Source organism: Vibrio sp. 10N.222.55.C6, assembly GCF_041473395.1.
GTDB classification, from domain to species: Bacteria; Pseudomonadota; Gammaproteobacteria; order Enterobacterales; family Vibrionaceae; genus Vibrio; species Vibrio crassostreae_C.
In genome coordinates, this window is the sequence record NZ_JBFRSD010000034.1 from 94,540 (window position 1) to 113,867 (window position 19,328).

A 19,328-nucleotide genomic window follows, 5' to 3' on the forward strand; every position below is an offset into this window, starting at 1 on the left:
GATTCCCCTTAATAAATTAAAAATTTAAGGAGAAGAGGGAAGGCAGTGCAGATCTCAGGGATCGGGGGCACTACTTAATACATACGGATTTCTAGATAGAATTCTTGTGTTAATTAAGGCTGTTGCTTTCCACTCCTCTGTCCTTTTGCCTGAGAGTTTCACTTAGCGAATCACTTATAGATAAGTAACGGGCACTAAGCTTGCTCCTTCGGCGACCGATCTAACGGTTCTCTCCAGAGGTTCCTCCAACGACAGTCCTCACTTTTCTGGATTTCTCCAGCATAAAGCACCTGAAAGATTTACTTCTTCGGCGGGTCAATCTAACTAAATGTTAATGTTTAGTTAAAAACCACTCTCCTGCAGTCTTCATCGGAACAATTACCTAAATAATTAGGTAATCTGTAGGCGTATCCTAGATCATATAAAATGTGATGTCAGCTACAAAATATCTGTTTGCACAAATGTTGTTCAACTAAATGATCAAACAACGAGTCTCTGACGTAACTTGCTTATTTAAATGGTATAAAATAGAGAAACAAGGAGGAGTTATGACTCGACTAATAGCGATTGTTTTTTTATTGGCTTTGGCATTTGTACTATTTCGTTACCGGACAAACGAAAAACTGCAAAAATGGGTAGTGATAGTTATCGTTAGCAGTTTCCTTTTGTATACTGCCAGCTTGATGATTTCGGAGTTAACTCGTTAAGCCTGCCTGTAAACAGGTGGGATGAATGTGTTAGTAAAGCTTAAGTGCTTCTGGCTTGAGCGATAGGTTTAACTGAGCCTTCACAATCAGTATTGGCATTCGTGTCAGTGACCGCGTAACGTTAAATAAATTTTTGGGAGTACCCGCTAGTGAACCAGCAATCTGGACAAAGCGAACAAGATGAAGTGGTTGTTATAGAAGAACGCGATAAGCGCAGTCAGCTCTATATCGGCATTGCTGCGGTTATAGGTTTAGCACTGGGTGGCTTAATTGGTTCTACAGTTACGGCTTCTAAGTGGGAGTCCACTTACCAGGTACTCGAAACTCGTTATCAAGAACTGCATGACAGCAGAGCACAGTTGATGACATCCGTTGAAACTAAAGTGGCAAAAGTTGATACCGAAATCGATGCGAAAGTAGAAGCCGCTCTAGTGAAACAAACGGAAGAGCATCAAAAAGAGCTCCAGGAATTAGCGAAGCAGTCTTCGGTTTTAGAGAAGGCGAACTACTCGTTAGAGCAACAGCTAAATGAACAGAAGCAAACGTTAGAGCAAACTCAGCAAGACAACCAGAAACTTAATCGTCAGGCTGACATGCAATCGACTTTGTTTGAGCGTGCGCGTGAAGTTTTCCGAAAAGAATTACAGATTTCTCAAGAACTTGAAAAACTTGAGAAAGAAAGAGATCAACTCGAGCAGAATCTTGGTTCTCTTAAGAAAGCGTGTGATGTTTACTTAGATGGCACATCATGGGATGCGAAATCTGACGCGTGTGAGAAGCAAGATAACGCTAACTCTCGACTGAGTGATATAAGACAAATGATTGAAGTCCACACCATGGACCTCAAACAGATCAAAACTCTCACTGAAGAGATGGGTCTATAAGCCGAAGGCTTTACCAACCTAACGTTAGTTTTTCACTAAATATTGAAACGCCCACATCACACACGTGATGTGGGCGTTTTGCGTTTGTCGAGAGCATAGATCCGGTGCTTTCTCATTATTGATTATTTGCGTGTTTTCATTGTTTGCTTAGATATTTGTGAATAGTTACGTATATCCACAATGATATGTTACTTGTTGTCTATTAAATGACTTTGCATACATATTTTCAGCTCAGAGTCGCTGCATAATAGTGTTGTTCAGGATGAACACGCAGTCGATTGCTAGCTCGCATTTGGCTGCTTTGACGACAAGGGATGGAGTGATGCCAGAGTATCTTTGTGAGAACTGCACCATAGCTTATTGTTTCGATGATTGTCGCTCGCCATTAGCGCAAAAAGAGATGATCAAAGTAGAAGAGTTGGTTCGTCGTGTCGATGTTGAACACGATGATGAACAGAGTGAAAAGGGTGAAAAGAGTGAGCAGGGCATTGAAGGTAGTTATTCGCCTAATCGTTCAGACATAAAAAATCCCCACAAGCCAAGCTGGTAGGGATTTTGGATAAGTTGCAGTCCTGTTCTCGCTTTCTCAAGCAAAGGGTCTTACAAAAATTTTTAGAACAGTTTCGTTTTTAGAGCTGTGTCGTTTCTTAGAATGCAGTTAGCTACTAGAGCAAAACCTCATTCCACTAAACGTTATTTCTCATACGTTTTGATTTCGCCTGATTTCACACGAGCAACAAACGATTGCAGTTCTTTCTTCACAACTGGCATCAAGAAGTACAGACCAAGAATGTTGAAGATAGACATCGCAAAGATAGCCGCATCAGAGAAGTCGATTACCGCACCAAATTGAATCGTGGCACCAATAACAACAAACACACAGAACATCACTTTGAAAATCAGCTCTGTTGTTTTGCCTTCACCAAATAGGTAAGTCCAAGCTTTAAGACCGTAGTACGACCAAGAGATCATGGTAGAAAACGCAAACATGATTACTGCGAGAGCGAGTGTGTATTTGAATACTTCTGCCGTTTCAGTAAACGATGCAGCAGTCAGCGTTACACCCGTTAAACCAGAGCCATCGAATGGACCTACGTTTAAACCAGCGATAGTGATAACCAATGCGGTCATTGTACAAATGATTACCGTATCAACGAACGGTTCTAATAGTGATACTAGACCTTCGGTGATTGGTTCTTTTGTTTTAACCGCTGAGTGAGCGATAGCTGCTGAACCTACACCTGCTTCGTTCGAGAATGTTGCACGTTTCAAGCCTTGAATTAGCGCACCAATAAATCCACCAACAACACCTTCACCAGTAAATGCACCTGTAAAGATTGCGCTGAACGCAGGGCCAACTTGATCAAGGTTAGAACCGATAACAATCAGAGCCATACCGATATACAGAGCAGCCATCCAAGGAACAACTTTTTCTGTTACCGATGCGATAGAAGGCATACCACCAACAATCACAGAGAAAACTAAAGAGGCAAGTACAAGGCCAGTGATCACACCGTATTCACTTGGTACATCAAATGCGTAAGTTAACATGGCGTGTGCTTGGTTAGCTTGGAACATGTTACCGCCGCCCAATGCGCCTAAAATACACATTAATGCGAAACCAATAGCGAGCACTTTACCTAGTCCACCTAAACCTCTTTCACCCAGGCCTTGGCTTAGGTAGTACATTGGACCGCCCGAAACAACACCTGAAGGTAGGATAGTTCGGTATTTCACACCTAAAGTACACTCACAGAACTTAGAAGCCATACCCAGAAGGCCACACAAGATCATCCAGAATGTCGCGCCAGGACCACCAATCGCAAGTGCAGCACCTACACCGGCAATGTTACCAAGCCCGACAGTACCAGAAAGCGCCGTTGTTAACGCTTGAAAGTGAGAAACCTCGCCGTCCTCTTTAGAGTTAGGATCGGTATACTTACCTTTGATAATGTCTATCGCCATGCCGACACGTTTAAATTGAACAAAGCCAAAATAAACAGTGAAGATGATCGCAGCGAGCAACAGCCAGCCAACAATAATAGGGAAGTTGGCTTCGCCAACCGGTACACTTTTAAATATGAGTCCAACGAACCATCCTGTGTAGTCGTTGAAAAACCCATCAACACTTTGACTTAAGTTGCTGATAGCTTGGTTAAATGATCCTTCTTCTGCAAATGCACTGGAACTAAACAATAATATAAACCCAAAAAATAATTCACGTATGTTTTTCATGGTTTTCCCTGTCTTTTTAATAAATTATGTTTGTTGCTGTTGTGTTTGTTTTCTATTTGATTTGTATATCTCAGTGGTTTATCTACTTCATTCGACGGCAACATAAACGGCTGTAGCTAGGTCGAAAAACGAAATAAATATAAGTACTGATCTTGCTTTGTATGGATATCCTTTTGGTATGTGCACCAATAAGACTATGGTATTCGGGCTACCAAGTCCTACTGATAATCCTATACATAAAAATAATGCCAACAAAGAAATTTTCACAATAAATTTACAATTGTTCGGGTTTTGTCATCATTTGGGAATAAGTCGGTGCTTTGTAGGCTGAGAAAAGTATATGCAGTAGTTGTTTTAGGGACGGGTGAAGGAGAATTCAGAGTGATGGGCTGTAGGGGCATAGGGGGGACATAGAGGGAACGTAGGAGAGTTCGAGTATTCGATATGTTTTCGAGGTGTTTAAACATACGAAGGCTAAAGGTGTGTTCGGATCTGAGGATATTAAAAGCCCTTTATCAGAGCTTTTTGATGAGCGGGAAGCATGAATACTTTCCGCTAGCACATAAAACTAAACGGTTCGATGACTATTGCTATTGCCAACTGTGCTTTTGCTGGATTTGTGGTAGAGCTTAAGTGCCAATAACGAACCCCACAATAAAACCTGTCCCCATAGTAATGTCCATTGAGACGCCACTTCTTGCCAAGATGCACCCATCTGATTAAGTGCTAAGAAGCCTTGGATAGCCGGTGTGCTTGGGAATAGCTGTGATAACAGAACTAACCATTCAGGCATCATTTCAACTGGCCAGATAAAACCTGAAGAGAAGATCAGTGGCATTGAACTGATTAACACTACTACCGTGACGAGTTCTCTTCGTGGTACTAACTCACCAATCAAAATCCCTATCAAACAACTGGCCAGTAAGAAGGGCAGAAGTAAGGTTAAGATCTGTGTTGTTGAGGCGAGCTGGTTTATCCCATACATCGAAAAGCTAGCGCCGAAATAGTACATCGACAACAAGTAATAAATGCCGACTAAGGTACAACAGCGAGCAAGCATCAGTTTCGCTGGAGAGGTCTTACTCCAGTAGCCAAATGTCGATTGAGCGTTTTGGGTTGCACCCACTAAACCAGAAGCCATGGCTAAGGTTTGTTGCAGGATCAAAACAAAGACGGCTGGAACCACGTAATCGATGTATCCCATGTGACTATTAAACGTTGGTTTCAGGTTCAAGCTGAATGCACTGTAACCTTTGGCTGCCGATTCTAAAGGCACACCTTCGACTAACAAATGGCTGACCTTAACTTGCGCAGCTAACGTACCACCGGCCTTGGCAAGCCCTTCAACAATGGTTCCGTAGACCAAGAAGTAAGAAGCATCACCAGCGTAAGAAAGTGTCGGGCTCTTACCGAGCAGCAAGTCTTTATAGAAGTTTTCTGGAATGACGAGGAACCCACCAATCTCTTGGTTAAGTACGGCTTGTTTCGCATCGGCGATGGTGGAGTCTCGACGGACCAATTCGATCTGAGAGGTGGCATCCACCATACGCTCTAATTGATAGCTGCTTTGACTCTTATCCAAGTTCACAACCGAAGCTTTCAGTTGTTGAGGGACTTGATTAGCGTAAGGCAATGGATACAAGAAGGAATAGAAGACCACACCACCAAATACCGTAAGAAGCACGACAGGGTTGCGCAATACCGCTAAGAGTTCTTGCTTGAGCAGTTGAGTAAAGCTCATCGTTTTACTCCTTGTTGTGCTGATGCTTCTGGCTGTGTTGACGGCGTTGTTTTTGCAGATATAGCTGCTTTTGTAGATGGATCTGCTTGTGCAGTTAGAGTTGATTGCGCCAAGTGTTTCTTAATTAGCAACATTACCACGAAAGCAGGAACTGCGTACCACAACATAGAAGAGAGGCTGATCAAAGACTGTGTTGCGCTCACACCATAACTAGACTGCGCCGTTTGTACTTCGATGTAATGACTCACGGGCAATAAGCTTCTCCAAATTTGAGCAGCTGTGTTCATGTCTGTTACTGGAAAGGTAATACCCATGAACGCAAAGCTTGGTGCCGTAAATGCGCCAGCGAAACTCATCGCCCTTGCTGGATCAAGTGTTAAGAAGAAAAACAAACAACCCATAATGATACAACTGATCACGGTTAGCAGTTGGGCAATAGTCAATGCCACAAAGCTGCCGTTAAATGGCCAGTCTAAGAGCACATAGAACCAAAAACTAAACGCGATACCAAACATCAAAAACAAGACAAGGTAGGGCGTTAATGTTGATGCGAGTGACTTCATAGGGGCGTTGGATAACCAAGCGTGAAGCCCACGAGCTCTAACGTTCGCCGTCAAAACCAATATCGTGCCCACCACAATCATGATCTGCCACAGTGCAGGAATAACCGCAGACACCAAGAACTGTGCATAACTGGTGTTCTTGTTGAACAGCGGCGTGATCTGGCTTTGTACCGTTACTGCTTGGCCTAATGCGGATTGCACCGTGGTATCACCGTGTGACAGCTGTTTCACGACTTCAAGTTGCGCGTTAAAAGTCCCTTGAGCCTGCAGCAAGGCAGAGTTCACCAGCTTACCGATTAAGATAAATTGGCTGTTATAGAATACAGACACTTGCGGATTCAAGCCGAGCAGAAGGTCTCGGTCGAAGTGCCTTGGTATCACAACATAACCATAGATATCACGTTCGATCATCGCTTTCGCCGCATCACTCGCAGAGCTGTATTTCTGAGTGACTTGCAGCGTTGGTGACGCATCAACAAGGCGTGTGAACTGTTGCGAGATTTGACTGTGCTCAAGGTCGACAACTGCGACCGGTAAGTCACGAGCGATCCCTTGTGAAAAAATCAGCCAGATACTGGCAGCAAGCAGCAAAGGAATCCAAGTTAGGCAAGACAACAACCATTTGTCTTTGCGGACAATCGCCCACTGCCGAAGCAAGGTATTCTTCGCTCTATGATGCTCAGTTGATTGCGAGCCTCTAGATTGCGATCCAGTATATTGAGAGTTAGCAGACATAAGTCACCTAAAGCTCAACCACTAGGCTCATGCCCATACGCAGTGTTTCGCTCGTATCGACAGGGTGCGCTTCTACTTCAAAAGTACGTAAATCGAAGCCTTGTGCTGCGTCTGTTGAGCGCCAAGTTGCGAAATCACCCATTACGGCGATGTGAGTTACTTGGAAAGTTAATGATTTATCCAGAGCCGGTAGGTACGCCTCAAACTGGCTGCCTTTCTCGAAATGCTTAAGCATGTCTTCACGAACATTGAGCACAGCCCAAGCATCCTTGGTGTCGATAACAGTCACAACAGGGAAGCCTTGTGGTGCAAGTTCTCCACTGCTCAATAGAACCTGAGAGACTTCGCCATTAAACCAGCTGTGGATCTGTGTGTCTTTTGCGTAAGCTTCAACTTCCGCTACCGCACCCGCTGCCATTAACGCTTTTTGAGTGGCGGCCACTTTGGTTTCGTCACGCGCACCTTCTTGCGCTAATTGATACATTTGGAATGCAGCGCTTTCGGTGTACTTCGCCGCTTGCCACTGTGTTTTGGCTTCATCACGCTTCTGCTCGGCAACCACACCATCGTTGTAAAGGTTGTTTACACGTTGGTAGGTTTTGTCCATCAGATCGGCAGCTGCTTTGGCTTTCAACCATTGGTCTTTAGCCGCTTGGATCTGTTGAGTACGCGCGCCATTCTCTGCTTCTTGTGCTAATGCACCAGCGGCTTTCTGACCAGCTTTTGCTTGCTCTAGCTTCGCATCAATCTCAGGGCTTAGTAGAGAGAAGATCAATTCGCCTTTTTCAACCGAATCGCCTTTGCGCACGAATATTTCATCAATTCTGCCAGGTACTTTCGATGAGATGCTGTATTGCTGCGCATCGATTTGACCTTGAAGCTTAACCGGCTGAGGTTGATAAGCTTGATAGAAACTGTATCCGACCCAGCCAATAACGCCGATACCAACTAAAGATAGAAGAAGGGGCTTAATAGGTTTCATGAATTATCCTTTTGACTGGCTAACGGTGTCTGTTTTTGAGTCGAAATCAGACGGAACAGAGGAGGTTAAGTAACTGGAGTAAGCATTCATTTCGCTGGTTAGCGCTAACAGCTTGTTGAGAGAGATTAGGTATTTGAAGCGAGCAGCAGATTGCTGGGTTTTAATGCTCGCAAGATAAAGCTCGGCATCAACCACTTCTAATGAGTTAGATAACCCTTGTGTGAAGGCTTTTTTACGAAGTAATAGGTTTTCCTGAGCTAAAGACAAGCTCGAGTTTAGGCCTTGAACCTCTTCAATCGCTTGGTTTGCTTCAAGGTAAGTCTTTTGTACCAACACGGTTAAGTCTTGCTTAGCTTGTGACTTAAGGAATTGAACCTGTGATACGGCACTGTGAGCCGCAGCGACTTTGTCGGAACGGCCAGAGGTATCAAGCAGTGGCACATTCACACCAATGCCAACCAACCAATCGGGTTTCATTTCACTGGCTAGAGAGTCATCTTCATACAGGCTGTAATCACCATAAAGGTAAACCTCTGGGTAGTATTTACCTTTCTCGGCTTTAATTAAGCTGCTTGCTTGTTTCTCTTTTGCATCAAGAATCTTAAGGCCGGGGTAGGTCATGAGTGTCTGGTCAATGAACACGTCCATATGAGGCAGGTTCTTATTGATAAACAGTTGTTCAGAGGGTTCTACACTTTCATTTTGACCAAGGATTTGGGTCAACGCCAATTGCGCAATTTTAAGATCGTTCTGAGCTTTCGTGCGCTCTACAATCGCTTTATCTAAAGAAGCATCGGCTTGTAGGCGCTCTACTCGGGCGATTTGTCCTTGCTGTTCAAGCTTGATGGCGAAATCACGATGCTGAGTTAAGCCTGCTTCAACGGCTTGACGCGTTCTCACAACGTCTTCCGCTAAGATCACCGAGAAGTAATACTTACTTAAGTCTTCGTAGCGAGCTTGTTTCTCCATCAACAGTTGGCTTTGCGCTTCTTCGCTTTTACCTTCAGCCGCATTTTGCGCAGCGGTTATTCGACCACCAGTGAAGATAGGCCACACAGCACGAATGGAAGAGCTAAAGATGTCTTGTTCGGTAATCGTTGAGGTAACGCCACCAACTAGAGGGCGCAAAATCGCGGATATAGCAGGGTTTACTCCACTCAAGCTATCTGAAAACTGTTCACCATTAATCGTCACATCACTATCAAGGTGCGTGTAGTTAGCCCCTAAGGTAATAGAAGGAAGATTGAGGCTACTTGTTGAGTTCTGAAGGTGTTGATAACGTTCAACGTTGGCTTGTTGAGCCGCAAGAGAGTTGTTGTTCTCTTGGAGAATTTGCCACGCTTCAGAAAAAGTGAGCGGAGCTGCATAGCCTGGCGAAGCCATAGTGCCGAGAAGCATACTGGCGATCGCAAGGTATCGGAATTTTGGTTTGGTCATCTGCATTAAATACCAATTAGAGTATTAACTCTAATGTTAACAGGGCGATAGTCATTTGTCTTGAATAGATTGTCTCATATGAATAGAAATTTTCATAACTCGTTAATCAAGTGTAAATAAGATTGAGTGACGTGAATATCAAAGATAAATGAAACTTAAAAAGCACGCATAAGCGTGCTCTTTAAGTTCAGTATAGAAGTGTTTTTACAAAATGAAGTGGCTTATTTAAAGCTAGGACAATGGTGATCGGCGCGCCATACCAATTGTCTTGAACCTTGCATTGTTTGTAATAAATCTCTACCTGACATTTGCGGGAATGCTAACAATACCTTGAGATCGAGAGGGGAGGTGCCATCTTTCTCATAGGCTCTTACGTGAGTAAAAGTCGATTGTAAGTGTTTGAACAGCATAGTCTTAGTAAGACAAATTCCAAAGTTATCGCGTTTCATTGCCTTGTTTCCTTTTCAACAATGTTTATACGTTATGTTTGTTATCCTGTTTCTATTGGACGTTGCCACTGATCGATACTTCCTGCTCATCAATGTTTTATTATTGGGTGATGCTTTTATCAGTCACCTCTTCGTTGTCTGGCTAGCCGAGTTTGAAATAGCGATGGATGAATAGGGGAGAATACTTAATCCGTTTGTTCATCATTCGTAACGGCGAGCGTGCAACTTTTAGTTATAGATACGTCCAGCGAGCGAAGGGTTGTTGCTATTTTGTTAATCGAAGTTTCGATTCAAAGCGCGGTCTGAAAATCATGACCTATGGCTTAGCAACAATAAACTTCTTCATATGCAACCATTATAATTGTATTTATTTTAAACAACCTAAAAAACACCTAAAAGCTTAGTGATCTAGCTCAATATTTATTCGTTTATTTTGGTTTTTAAGCTAATCAGTCCTAAAAATGAACGATTAATCGAGATGAACAACGTAAAGGATTATCAATTAACAATCTGCTCAATTATTTAGTTGAGTAGCAGTCACAAATTCACGTCCCTAGAAAGGTCATGCGATTAACTTGGTGTTAACATTGATCGTCTAACACTAGGGACGGTGGAATATGAAATGGAGCAGTATCAGTTTCCGTAAAAGGTTACTGATTATCATGACGGTCACTGGCCTCGTTGAACTTTTGATTCTTGCAGCGGCTGGTTTTTATTACATCAAACAATCTCAAGAACAAGAGATGGGTTTGAAAGCGTTAGGTGTTGCTGAATTTCTATCTGAATCGCCGCTTGTCACCAGTATTATTCAAGAAAATGGGACGTTGGACCCTATTGGCGTTCCCTACGTTCTGTCTGAAGAAACCCAAGTTAAATTTCGTAACCTTACTCAGCTCATTGGCGCGGCGTTTATCGTTGTGGGAGATGATAAAGGTATCCGCCTGATTCACCCTTATGATGACAGGCTCGGTAAACCCATGCGTGGTGGCGATAACCAAAAAGCATTGGTATTGGGCGAGTCTTATGTGTCGACAGCCAAAGGATCGCTGGGTTTTTCAGTTCGTGGTAAATCCGCGGTAAAAGACCCCCAAGGTACCGTTATTGGCGTGGTGTCAGTTGGTTACTTATTGGATTCTTTGCAAGATCGAATCGAACCTTACTTAGCCTTTTTGATTGTGATGGCGTTGCTGGTGGTTGCGGTAAACGCTTTGATTTCGAGTTATGTATCTCGTCGTTTTCAGCGCGCTATTTTAGGCTTTGAGCCTGAAGAGATAGGCCGACTGTATGTTGAGCTAGATGTAACCATGAGTACCGTGAAAGAGGGCATTCTGAGCATCGATAAGCACGGTATTTTACGTTCAATTAATAAAAGTGCCTGCGATATTTTATCGATAGACAGGGATAAAGCACTCAATCAACAGCGCCTTTCTGATGTATTGCTAGGCAGTGATTTAGAACAACTGCTATCAACCGGCGACACCGACCACGATGTTGAGTTGTATTTAAACAATAAGCGAATTATTGCCAACCGTAGCCCCATTATAGTGGCAGGTGAAGTGGTCGGAGCGGTATCGAGTTTCCGATTACGAGATGAAATTAACGATTTAACAGACCAGCTCTCACAAACCAAAGAATATGCAGATCTACTGCGTTCACAAACCCATGAGCATCAAAACAAGCTCAACACCATCAGTGGCTTGATTCAGATGGGCGAGCTGGATTCAGTCCAGCAATTGATTGGTCAAGAAACCGCGCACTATCAAAGCTTGATCGAGTTTTTACGTGAAACCGTTAAAGACCCGCTCATCGCAGGTATGCTCCTTGGGAAAACGGAGCGCGCGCGAGAAATTGGTTTAGAGCTTAAAGTTGAAGAAGGCTCAAGGCTTGAAGCTCTGCCTAGCTGGTTAAACGCGGATGACGTTGTCACAATCCTTGGCAACCTGATTGATAACGCCTTTGATGCCACCATGACGGCGATTAAGCAAGAGGGTCAAATTGCACCAGCGCGTCGGGTTATTGAAGTTTCAATCAGTGATTTTGGTAATGAAATTATCGTAGAAGTAGAAGACAAAGGGTGCGGTTTGCCGAAAGAGTTGGCAACCAAAGCACTTACCGAAAAAGGCGTATCGAGCAAAGCGAAGCAAAATCGTGGTGTGGGTTTGTATCTGATAAAGCAGCTGGCAGACCGATATCAAGGGCAGCTTGAAATGGTCGACAACCACGATTTTGGCACGCGAATGACGGTTTATCTGCCAAAAGAAGAACAATAATAATTAAGCACGAATCGATCTTGCGAAGATCATCGTGACGGAAAAAGCATGGTTAAAGGAAGAACATAAATGAACGCAATCACGAGAGTCATGGTCATTGAAGATGATATTGCGATTGCAGAGCTACACCATCGTTATTTAGAACAGATGGGTGGCTTTGACGTGGTCGGTATTGCCACCACACAGTCTGAAGCGCTGATGCAACTGGACATCTTAAAACCGGATTTGGTGTTATTGGATGTGTATCTACCGGACGGGTGTGGGCTCGAGATTCTTAATCACGTAAGAGGGAGCAATCAAGGCTGCGACGTTATCTTGATTACTGCTGCTCGAGATGTGGATACGCTGCAGCAGGCAATGCGCGGTGGAGTGGTCGATTATCTATTGAAACCAGTCATGTTTCCTCGTTTGGAAGCGGCGCTGAAAAAGTATCAATCTCAACAGCAAGAGTTTGAAAGTGTGTCGGATTTGAATCAAGGTTTGGTTGATAAGATGCTGCAAGCCAATGCCAAAGCGGACTCTGGAAAAGTATCCACCTTACCCAAAGGCATTGATGGCGTAACGTTGGATAAGATCAGAGCCATTTTTCAACAAGCTGATGCCGTTAATATTACCGCCGATGAAGCCGGAGAACGAATTGGTGCTAGCCGAACCACCGCTAGACGCTATTTAGAATTTTTGATTACCACTGGTGAGTTAGTCGCAGACTTAAATTACGGTACCGTGGGGCGGCCGGAGCGCTGCTACAACAAAGCGCAAAGATAAACACGACACCATCAAAATAAATATAAAGCCAGTTGAATAAGCTGGTTTTACCTTTTTCTCCCTTTCCTATTGCTTACTCCACCGACCAGATACCGTTCTTTCTTGACTACACTGTTTGAGAATGCCGATTTGCATCTCCCGTGGGTCAAATGAACGGAGCTATCGATTAGAATTTGTTCGAAATGAGTCAATATTTAATCGATTGCTTTCACAGTGGTTGATGTAAATCAAATAGTCATAGACAATACTGTCCCGAATAGAGGTGATAGCTTTCACCCTCGTTTACCAAACGCATTCTCAAATTTAATAGGTGCTTACTATTGATGTAATAGTTAAGACCTATTATCTATTTTCGTATGTCGCTGATACCTTTGGCGAATACTAAAAACCTTGTTTTTATAGGAAAGATGATGGTAATACCTGAAAACAGCAGCATCGTTATTTTTGGTGCGTCGGGAGATCTAACTTACCGCAAGTTAATTCCTGCTCTATACCACCTGTATGCTAGCAATCAACTACCAGAATCCTTTGCGATTCTTGGAGTGAGCCGTACTGAGTACAGCGATGAGTCTTACCGTGAGAAGCTGAAGAAGTCTCTTCAGGAAATGGAAAAAACTGAACCTGAGACGCTGAATGCATTTATTGAACATCTGCATTACCAAGCGATCAACACTTCAGATGTAGACGACTATGCTCGTTTAGCACAACGTCTAGACAAGCTTGAGCAAGACTACCAATTCGAAAACCATAACACATTGTTCTACTTGGCAACCCCGCCAAGCCTATACGGTGTGATTCCAGCAAACCTTGCTGCGCATGGCCTTAACGATGAATCGAACGGCTGGCGTCGTCTGATCATCGAAAAACCATTTGGTTACGACTTAGCATCAGCTCAAGCGTTGGATGAAGAGATCCATCATCACTTCCAAGAACACCAGATCTACCGTATCGACCATTACCTTGGTAAAGAGACGGTTCAAAACCTTCTAGTGCTTCGTTTCTCAAACGCGATGTTTGAACCACTGTGGAACCGTAACTTCATTGAATACGTTGAAATCACAGGTGCTGAGTTCCTTGGCGTTGAAGAGCGTGGCGGATACTACGACGGTTCTGGCGCAGTTCGCGACATGTTCCAAAACCACCTGCTGCAAGTGCTAGCGATGGTAGGTATGGAGCCGCCTGCACAAATTAACGCTGATTCTATTCGTGATGAAGTGGTTAAAGTGCTTCAGTGTCTGAAACCATTAGAAGAAGATGATCTGCGTAAAGACTTAGTATTAGGTCAGTACACAGCATCAGATGTTCGTGGTCAGCACCTACTAGGTTACCGTGAAGAGCATGGTGTAGCGGATGATTCTCGTACCGAGACTTACATCGGCTTGAAAGCTCACATCAATAACTGGCGTTGGAATGGTGTTCCTTTCTACGTACGTACAGGTAAACGCTTACCAACACGTGTGACTGAAATCGTGATTCACTTTAAGAACACGCCACACCCAGTATTTGGTCAAGATGCACCAGAGAACAAGCTGATTATCCGCATCCAACCGGATGAAGGTATTCAGATGAGCTTTGGTTTGAAAGAGCCAGGCGCAGGCTTCAAAGCAAAAGAAGTGAAAATGAACTTCTCTTACTCTGACTTGCCTGAAACTCAGATGCTAACGGCTTATGAGCGTCTTCTTCTTGATGCACTGAACGGTGATGCGACTCTGTTTGCACGTACCGATGCGGTAGAAGCATGTTGGAAGTACGTTCAACCAATCTTAGACTTCAAGCAAGATCCTCAAGCACTGTTTGGCTATGCTTGTGGTACTTGGGGCCCACAGGAAGCAGATGAACTTCTGCAACGTGATGGCCGCGCATGGCGTTTCCCATGCAAAAACTTAACAGACACGGATTACTGCGAACTATGATCAATCACAAGATCTTTGCAACGCCTGAACTGGTTGTTGAAAACCTAGCAAATGAAATGAAAGCATACAGCGAGCAGGGCAAACCTGTTCACATTTCACTGTCTGGTGGCAGCACGCCAAAAATGCTTTTCAAACTTTTAGCACAGGCGCCATACGCGGAAGGTATTCAATGGAATAACCTTCACTTCTGGTGGGGCGACGAACGTTGCGTTGTACCAGACGACGCTGAAAGCAATTTCGGTGAAGCAAACGCGCTCTTATTTTCAAAACTAAAAGAGTTTACTCAAGTAAACCTTCCTGCTGAAAACATCCACCGCATCCGTGGTGAAGATGAACCAAAAGCAGAAGCAGAGCGTTTCGCAAAAGAGATGGCAGACGTAATCCCAACAGAAAACGGCACGCCTGTATTCGATTGGATTCTGCTTGGTGTTGGCGCAGACGGCCACACAGCTTCACTATTCCCAGGTGCAACCAACTACCAAGATGAGAACCTATCTGTATTAGCTTCTCACCCTGAGTCTGGTCAAATCCGTGTTTCTAAAACAGCGAAAGTTTTAGAAGCAGCAAAACGAATCAGCTACCTAGTACTGGGTGCAGGTAAAGTTGAGATCGTTAAAGAAATTCATACAACTCCTGCTTCAGAACTGCCTTACCCGGCAGCGAAAATCCAGTCTAAAACTGGCGAAACAGAGTGGTTCCTAGATTCAAATGCAGCAAGTGCTATCGCATAAGTGCGAATAGCCGCAAGGAGATAAAATAATGAAAGGTGATATCGGTGTAATTGGCCTAGCAGTAATGGGTCAGAACCTTATCCTAAACATGAACGACCACGGCTTCAAAGTTGTGGCTCATAACCGTACTGCTGCTAAAGTAGACGAGTTCCTAGAAGGCCCAGCTAAAGGTACTAACATTGTTGGTGCTTACTCTCTAGAAGAGCTAGTTGAGAAGCTAGAAGCGCCACGTAAAGTGATGCTTATGGTTCGTGCTGGTGACGTTGTAGACACGTTCATCGAAAACCTAATCCCACTTCTAGACGAAGGCGACATCATCATTGATGGTGGTAACACTAACTACCCAGACACTAACCGTCGTGTAGCGCATTGTCGTGAGAAAGGCATCCACTTCATCGGTACTGGTGTATCTGGTGGTGAAGAAGGTGCTCGTTTCGGTCCTTCAATCATGCCAGGTGGTGCGGCTGAAGCTTGGGAAGCGGTTAAGCCAATCTTCCAAGGTATCTCGGCAAAAACTGACGCTGGTGAGCCTTGCTGTGACTGGGTTGGTAACGACGGTGCTGGTCACTTCGTTAAGATGGTACACAACGGCATCGAATACGGTGACATGCAGCTTATCACTGAAGCATACCAGTTCATGAAAGATGGCCTAGGTATGTCTGCTGACGAGATGCAAGCAGTATTCGCTGACTGGAACAAGACTGAGCTAGACAGCTACCTAGTTGAAATCACTGCTGACATCCTTGGCTACAAAGATGAAGACGGTGAAGCGCTAGTTGAGAAGATCCTAGACACTGCAGGCCAAAAAGGTACGGGTAAGTGGACTGGTATCAACGCACTAGACCTAGGTATCCCACTAACACTGATCTCTGAGTCTGTATTCTCTCGTTGCCTGTCTGCTCTTAAAGACCAACGTGTTGAAGCTGAAGCTTTGTTTGAGAAGACAATCACTCCAGTTGAAGGCGACAAGCAAGAGTGGGTTGATGCACTACGTCAAGCTCTACTGGCTTCTAAGATCATCTCTTACGCTCAAGGTTTCATGCTAATGCGTGAAGCGTCGAACGAAAACGGCTGGGACCTAAACTACGGTAACGTAGCGCTAATGTGGCGTGGTGGTTGTATCATCCGTTCTGCATTCCTAGGCAACATACGTGATGCGTACGAAGCAAACCCAGACATCGCGTTCCTAGGTTCTGACGAGTACTTCAAAAACATCCTACAAGGCAGCCTAGTGGCATGGCGTAAAGTAGCAGCGAAATCTCTAGAGTCTGGTATCCCAATGCCATGTACGATTTCTGCGCTATCTTTCCTAGACGGTTACACAACTGCACGTCTACCAGCGAACCTGCTTCAAGCTCAACGTGACTACTTCGGTGCTCACACTTACGAGCGTACTGACCGTCCACGTGGTGAATTCTTCCACACAAACTGGACTGGTACAGGCGGCGATACTGCTTCTACAACTTACGACGTATAATCGTTAGTTAGAATCAGTAGAGAACAAATTTGTTCTTTCAGCTGCAAACTAGAAAACAAAAGGATGCCTCAGTGGCATCCTTTTTTGTTGGTTTGCGTATTTTTAGATGGTCACTTCAAACACACAACTAATTATCGCTTAGGCGGTCATGATATGTGGTTGTACATCGTCGTTGTATTGATCTCGAATGGCCATAAAGCTGTCTAGGTTTTGTTTAGGCGCTTCAACCCACTCTGGGTCAAACATTGAACCAGTGTTTGCTTCTATATAGGCCATCACCTCATTCAGTGACCAAGCGTGTTTATAGGCTCTTTTACTCATTAACGCATCGAATACGTCTGCCAGTTAATAGCGTATGCGCTATTGCTTAACTAAAGTGCTGTTAATGATGATCTGGACGTTAAATAACCATTTTAAAATTAAATGAAAAGATAAATAGGATAACGCACATGCTTTATGCCATCATAAAGACATAAACAAGGGCAATGGAAATAATGCCCAAATGATTGAGCTAGAAGCGGTCAGTGATGACGGTGTTCTAGAGTAAATTCAAGGCCTTTAGTTGCCTTGAAAAAGGTAATGTTATGACTGAAGAAGAAAGAATCGAACTGCAACAAAATAACCCGCTACACGGCTTAAAGCTTGAAACCATGATCACTGAATTAGTGGATCATTATGGTTGGGAAATTTTAGATGCGGCAATGCGTATGAACTGCTTTAACACTAAGCCTACAGTGGCAAGCGCAGTTAAATACCTGAAGAAAACCGAATGGGCTCGTGAGAAGGTTGAAAACTTCTACCTTTACCGTTTCAAGCGCATGCCTAAAGCATCGGACATCGAATACCAGATGCCTCCGCGTTCACGTACATTCCGCCATGGGCTAGAGCCTCGTGAGCCAATGGAACTAACGGTTGAGTCTATCCACGCTTCTCAAGCTAAAGCTGCGTCTGCATTTAAAGAGCGCCGCGGCGGTAACGGTCGTAACTTCCGTCGTTAATAAGAAGGCGTCGTTAGATAAGGCGTCGACGATTAGTACGCCTAATTAGATAAGCGAAAAACACAAAAGGAGCCTATGAGCTCCTTTTTTAATGCGTTCGATTAAACCGTAATTGGCTAAGCTTCGCGGTTCTTTCTTTGATTCTTCCAAAGATCGGTGACATAAACGATCGCACTGACCAGTAAGAATAGCGCTGACACAGAAAACAGAGCGGGCATTTTTAAGATCCACGCGAATGTGGCAGCAAGAAAAGCGACAAAGCAAATGAGTCGACTTGATGACATGACATGACCGAGTTTAGTGTTCATAACGCCTCCTAATGAAGTCTCACTTTCGACAGGAGAATTATCCTACCTTTGGCAAAATAAAGGCTAAAAAACAGTCTAAATTGTTATCAAATTTACTAATTAAAGGACTCGTCTCACACATATCGACACGGTTATTTTATAAGTAATAAAATAGCGAGATAGGTAATGCGAGAGTCAGTTTTCCCGCTGTGTTTTCCAGTTAGAATTAGATTCAGTTTCGGGTTTAATTAGTGTCAAACCGACTTAGCATAAAACCTAGTTTTTATAGAAAAAGTAAGCGGTGATTAAGAAACTCGCGATGATCACTGTATTACGAACATATTGTTGTGGGATGCGGCGAGAGACTTTTGCTGAATAATAACCACCAACCAATGTACCCAATAATACAGCCATGCCAGACGGCCAATTAATCGAACCATTTACGATAAAAAACACGATCGCTGCGAGGGAAGCACACGCGGACACGAGCAGTTTGATGCCATTCATCACGTTGATGTTGGTGTAACCAGCCAGCGCCAAATAGCTCAATGTCACAATGCCCAAACCTGCATTAAAATACCCACCGTAGATACAGACAATCAAAAGTAATAAAGCGGAAAAGAATGCGCCTGCGCTGGTGGCGTGCTTATGTTTTGCTGTAGCTTGTTTAAGCCATTTATTGAGCGTGCCGCCAAACGTGAAAAGCAGAGCAGCATACAGCAACAGCCAAGGGACAGATTGAGTGAACAGAGCTTCTGGTGTGTGCAGCAGTAAAAATGCCCCGATACCACCGCCAATCACACATAAAGCTATAGTCAGTTTTAGCTGCTTAGTACCAGATTGAATTTCGTGGCGCAGAGCGTAGGCTCCGCTAATGTATCCAGCACACGAAGCAAAGGTATTGGTCGCGTTGGCTGCTATTGGTGGAACGCCAGCAAATAACAAAGCAGGGAAAGTGATGAAGCTGCCGCCACCCGCAATGGAGTTAAGCACACCGCCAACCACCCCTGATAAGAATAGAATCAACCAATCCATAGTTTTAGAATCCAATACGTTAACTAACTGGTTACCTTACTTGAATTTGTTATGAATATCAGCGCCATGTGTGTTGTAAAGATAGGTTTGTGAGTTTGCTACCATCTTTAACCGCTGGT

The 19,328-nt window shown here is 44.0% G+C and carries 16 protein-coding genes, 1 pseudogene and 1 riboswitch; of the genes and pseudogenes, 8 read left to right on the forward strand and 9 right to left on the reverse strand.

The genetic code is table 11. The features are described 5' to 3' along the window. Window positions 1-127: 127 nt before the first annotated feature. A riboswitch (glycine riboswitch) is annotated at window positions 128-247 on the reverse strand. Between the two features lie 609 nt (window positions 248-856). Together AB4486_RS18410 and AB4486_RS18415 are read left to right on the forward strand one after the other, a co-directional pair. After that, complete coding sequence (locus AB4486_RS18410; protein ID WP_017059725.1) at window positions 857-1,591, forward strand: chromosome segregation ATPase; 735 nt, start codon at window positions 857-859, stop codon at window positions 1,589-1,591. Window positions 1,592-1,913: 322 nt separating this feature from the next. After that, on the forward strand, window positions 1,914-2,141 hold the full coding sequence (locus tag AB4486_RS18415; RefSeq protein ID WP_065584878.1) for a hypothetical protein: 228 nt from the start codon (window positions 1,914-1,916) through the stop codon (window positions 2,139-2,141). Between the two features lie 143 nt (window positions 2,142-2,284). Here the strand turns inward: AB4486_RS18415 and AB4486_RS18420 are convergent, their stop codons facing one another. The 6 genes from AB4486_RS18420 to AB4486_RS18445 form a co-directional block, all read right to left on the reverse strand. Beyond that, window positions 2,285-3,826: an alanine/glycine:cation symporter family protein gene (locus AB4486_RS18420; protein WP_372118073.1), complete on the reverse strand. Its 1,542-nt coding sequence runs from the start codon at window positions 3,824-3,826 to the stop codon at window positions 2,285-2,287. A gap of 568 nt (window positions 3,827-4,394) precedes the next feature. Beyond that, window positions 4,395-5,567, reverse strand: a complete 1,173-nt coding sequence (locus AB4486_RS18425) for an ABC transporter permease (protein ID WP_102333374.1) — start codon at window positions 5,565-5,567, stop codon at window positions 4,395-4,397. Then, window positions 5,564-6,865 carry an ABC transporter permease gene (locus tag AB4486_RS18430; RefSeq protein ID WP_372099289.1) on the reverse strand — a complete coding sequence of 434 codons (1,302 nt, stop codon included), beginning with the start codon at window positions 6,863-6,865 and terminating at the stop codon, window positions 5,564-5,566. Before AB4486_RS18430 ends, AB4486_RS18425 begins: the two co-directional genes overlap by 4 nt. Window positions 6,866-6,872: 7 nt before the next feature. Next, window positions 6,873-7,847: an HlyD family secretion protein gene (locus AB4486_RS18435; protein WP_102333372.1), complete on the reverse strand. Its 975-nt coding sequence runs from the start codon at window positions 7,845-7,847 to the stop codon at window positions 6,873-6,875. Window positions 7,848-7,850: 3 nt separating this feature from the next. Next, the gene (locus AB4486_RS18440; protein ID WP_017063805.1) at window positions 7,851-9,290 is read right to left on the reverse strand and encodes a TolC family protein; all 1,440 of its coding nucleotides are present in this window, start codon (window positions 9,288-9,290) and stop codon (window positions 7,851-7,853) included. A gap of 215 nt (window positions 9,291-9,505) precedes the next feature. Next, window positions 9,506-9,733 (reverse strand): hypothetical protein, encoded by a 228-nt coding sequence (locus AB4486_RS18445; protein ID WP_009846577.1) that lies wholly within the window; start codon window positions 9,731-9,733, stop codon window positions 9,506-9,508. A gap of 662 nt (window positions 9,734-10,395) precedes the next feature. On the opposite strand from AB4486_RS18445, the gene AB4486_RS18450 reads away from it, so the two are divergent. The 5 genes from AB4486_RS18450 (at window position 10,396) to gnd (ending at window position 16,889) form a co-directional block, all read left to right on the forward strand. Beyond that, entirely contained in the window at window positions 10,396-12,003 is a 1,608-nt protein-coding gene (locus AB4486_RS18450; protein ID WP_229648237.1) for a sensor histidine kinase, read from the forward strand. 69 nt (window positions 12,004-12,072) lie between these two features. Continuing rightward, entirely contained in the window at window positions 12,073-12,768 is a 696-nt protein-coding gene (locus tag AB4486_RS18455; RefSeq protein ID WP_372118076.1) for a response regulator, read from the forward strand. 410 nt (window positions 12,769-13,178) lie between these two features. After that, window positions 13,179-14,681 (forward strand): glucose-6-phosphate dehydrogenase, encoded by a 1,503-nt coding sequence (gene zwf, locus AB4486_RS18460; RefSeq protein ID WP_017059714.1) that lies wholly within the window; start codon window positions 13,179-13,181, stop codon window positions 14,679-14,681. Further along, window positions 14,678-15,412, forward strand: coding sequence for a 6-phosphogluconolactonase (gene pgl / locus AB4486_RS18465; RefSeq protein WP_017066266.1), 735 nt, complete (start codon window positions 14,678-14,680; stop codon window positions 15,410-15,412). Before zwf ends, pgl begins: the two co-directional genes overlap by 4 nt. Window positions 15,413-15,440: 28 nt before the next feature. Then, window positions 15,441-16,889 carry a decarboxylating NADP(+)-dependent phosphogluconate dehydrogenase gene (gnd, locus tag AB4486_RS18470; RefSeq protein WP_017059712.1) on the forward strand — a complete coding sequence of 483 codons (1,449 nt, stop codon included), beginning with the start codon at window positions 15,441-15,443 and terminating at the stop codon, window positions 16,887-16,889. 138 nt (window positions 16,890-17,027) lie between these two features. Here gnd and AB4486_RS18475 read toward each other — a convergent pair. Further along, window positions 17,028-17,234, reverse strand: a pseudogene (locus tag AB4486_RS18475) (metal-dependent phosphohydrolase); the annotation flags it as partial. Between the two features lie 239 nt (window positions 17,235-17,473). On the opposite strand from AB4486_RS18475, the gene AB4486_RS18480 reads away from it, so the two are divergent. Continuing rightward, window positions 17,474-17,887, forward strand: a complete 414-nt coding sequence (locus AB4486_RS18480; protein WP_010438513.1) for a VF530 family DNA-binding protein — start codon at window positions 17,474-17,476, stop codon at window positions 17,885-17,887. 116 nt (window positions 17,888-18,003) lie between these two features. On the opposite strand, the gene AB4486_RS18485 is transcribed toward AB4486_RS18480, so the two are convergent. Then, entirely contained in the window at window positions 18,004-18,195 is a 192-nt protein-coding gene (locus tag AB4486_RS18485; protein ID WP_017059711.1) for a hypothetical protein, read from the reverse strand. Window positions 18,196-18,450: 255 nt separating this feature from the next. Beyond that, window positions 18,451-19,209: a sulfite exporter TauE/SafE family protein gene (locus tag AB4486_RS18490; protein WP_229648233.1), complete on the reverse strand. Its 759-nt coding sequence runs from the start codon at window positions 19,207-19,209 to the stop codon at window positions 18,451-18,453. Between the last annotated feature and the right edge of the window lie 119 nt (window positions 19,210-19,328).

Bases quoted from the DNA above. Each gene is read 5' to 3' on its own strand.
- AB4486_RS18415 (WP_065584878.1), top strand. From the start codon at position 1,914: ATGCCAGAGTATCTTTGTGAGAACTGCACCATAGCTTATTGTTTCGAT.
- AB4486_RS18420 (WP_372118073.1), bottom strand. From the start codon at position 3,826: ATGAAAAACATACGTGAATTATTTTTTGGGTTTATATTATTGTTTAGT.
- AB4486_RS18425 (WP_102333374.1), bottom strand. From the start codon at position 5,567: ATGAGCTTTACTCAACTGCTCAAGCAAGAACTCTTAGCGGTATTGCGC.
- AB4486_RS18430 (WP_372099289.1), bottom strand. From the start codon at position 6,865: ATGTCTGCTAACTCTCAATATACTGGATCGCAATCTAGAGGCTCGCAA.
- AB4486_RS18435 (WP_102333372.1), bottom strand. From the start codon at position 7,847: ATGAAACCTATTAAGCCCCTTCTTCTATCTTTAGTTGGTATCGGCGTT.
- AB4486_RS18440 (WP_017063805.1), bottom strand. From the start codon at position 9,290: ATGCAGATGACCAAACCAAAATTCCGATACCTTGCGATCGCCAGTATG.
- AB4486_RS18445 (WP_009846577.1), bottom strand. From the start codon at position 9,733: ATGAAACGCGATAACTTTGGAATTTGTCTTACTAAGACTATGCTGTTC.
- AB4486_RS18450 (WP_229648237.1), top strand. From the start codon at position 10,396: ATGACGGTCACTGGCCTCGTTGAACTTTTGATTCTTGCAGCGGCTGGT.
- AB4486_RS18455 (WP_372118076.1), top strand. From the start codon at position 12,073: ATGAACGCAATCACGAGAGTCATGGTCATTGAAGATGATATTGCGATT.
- zwf (WP_017059714.1), top strand. From the start codon at position 13,179: ATGGTAATACCTGAAAACAGCAGCATCGTTATTTTTGGTGCGTCGGGA.
- pgl (WP_017066266.1), top strand. From the start codon at position 14,678: ATGATCAATCACAAGATCTTTGCAACGCCTGAACTGGTTGTTGAAAAC.
- gnd (WP_017059712.1), top strand. From the start codon at position 15,441: ATGAAAGGTGATATCGGTGTAATTGGCCTAGCAGTAATGGGTCAGAAC.
- AB4486_RS18480 (WP_010438513.1), top strand. From the start codon at position 17,474: ATGACTGAAGAAGAAAGAATCGAACTGCAACAAAATAACCCGCTACAC.
- AB4486_RS18485 (WP_017059711.1), bottom strand. From the start codon at position 18,195: ATGAACACTAAACTCGGTCATGTCATGTCATCAAGTCGACTCATTTGC.
- AB4486_RS18490 (WP_229648233.1), bottom strand. From the start codon at position 19,209: ATGGATTGGTTGATTCTATTCTTATCAGGGGTGGTTGGCGGTGTGCTT.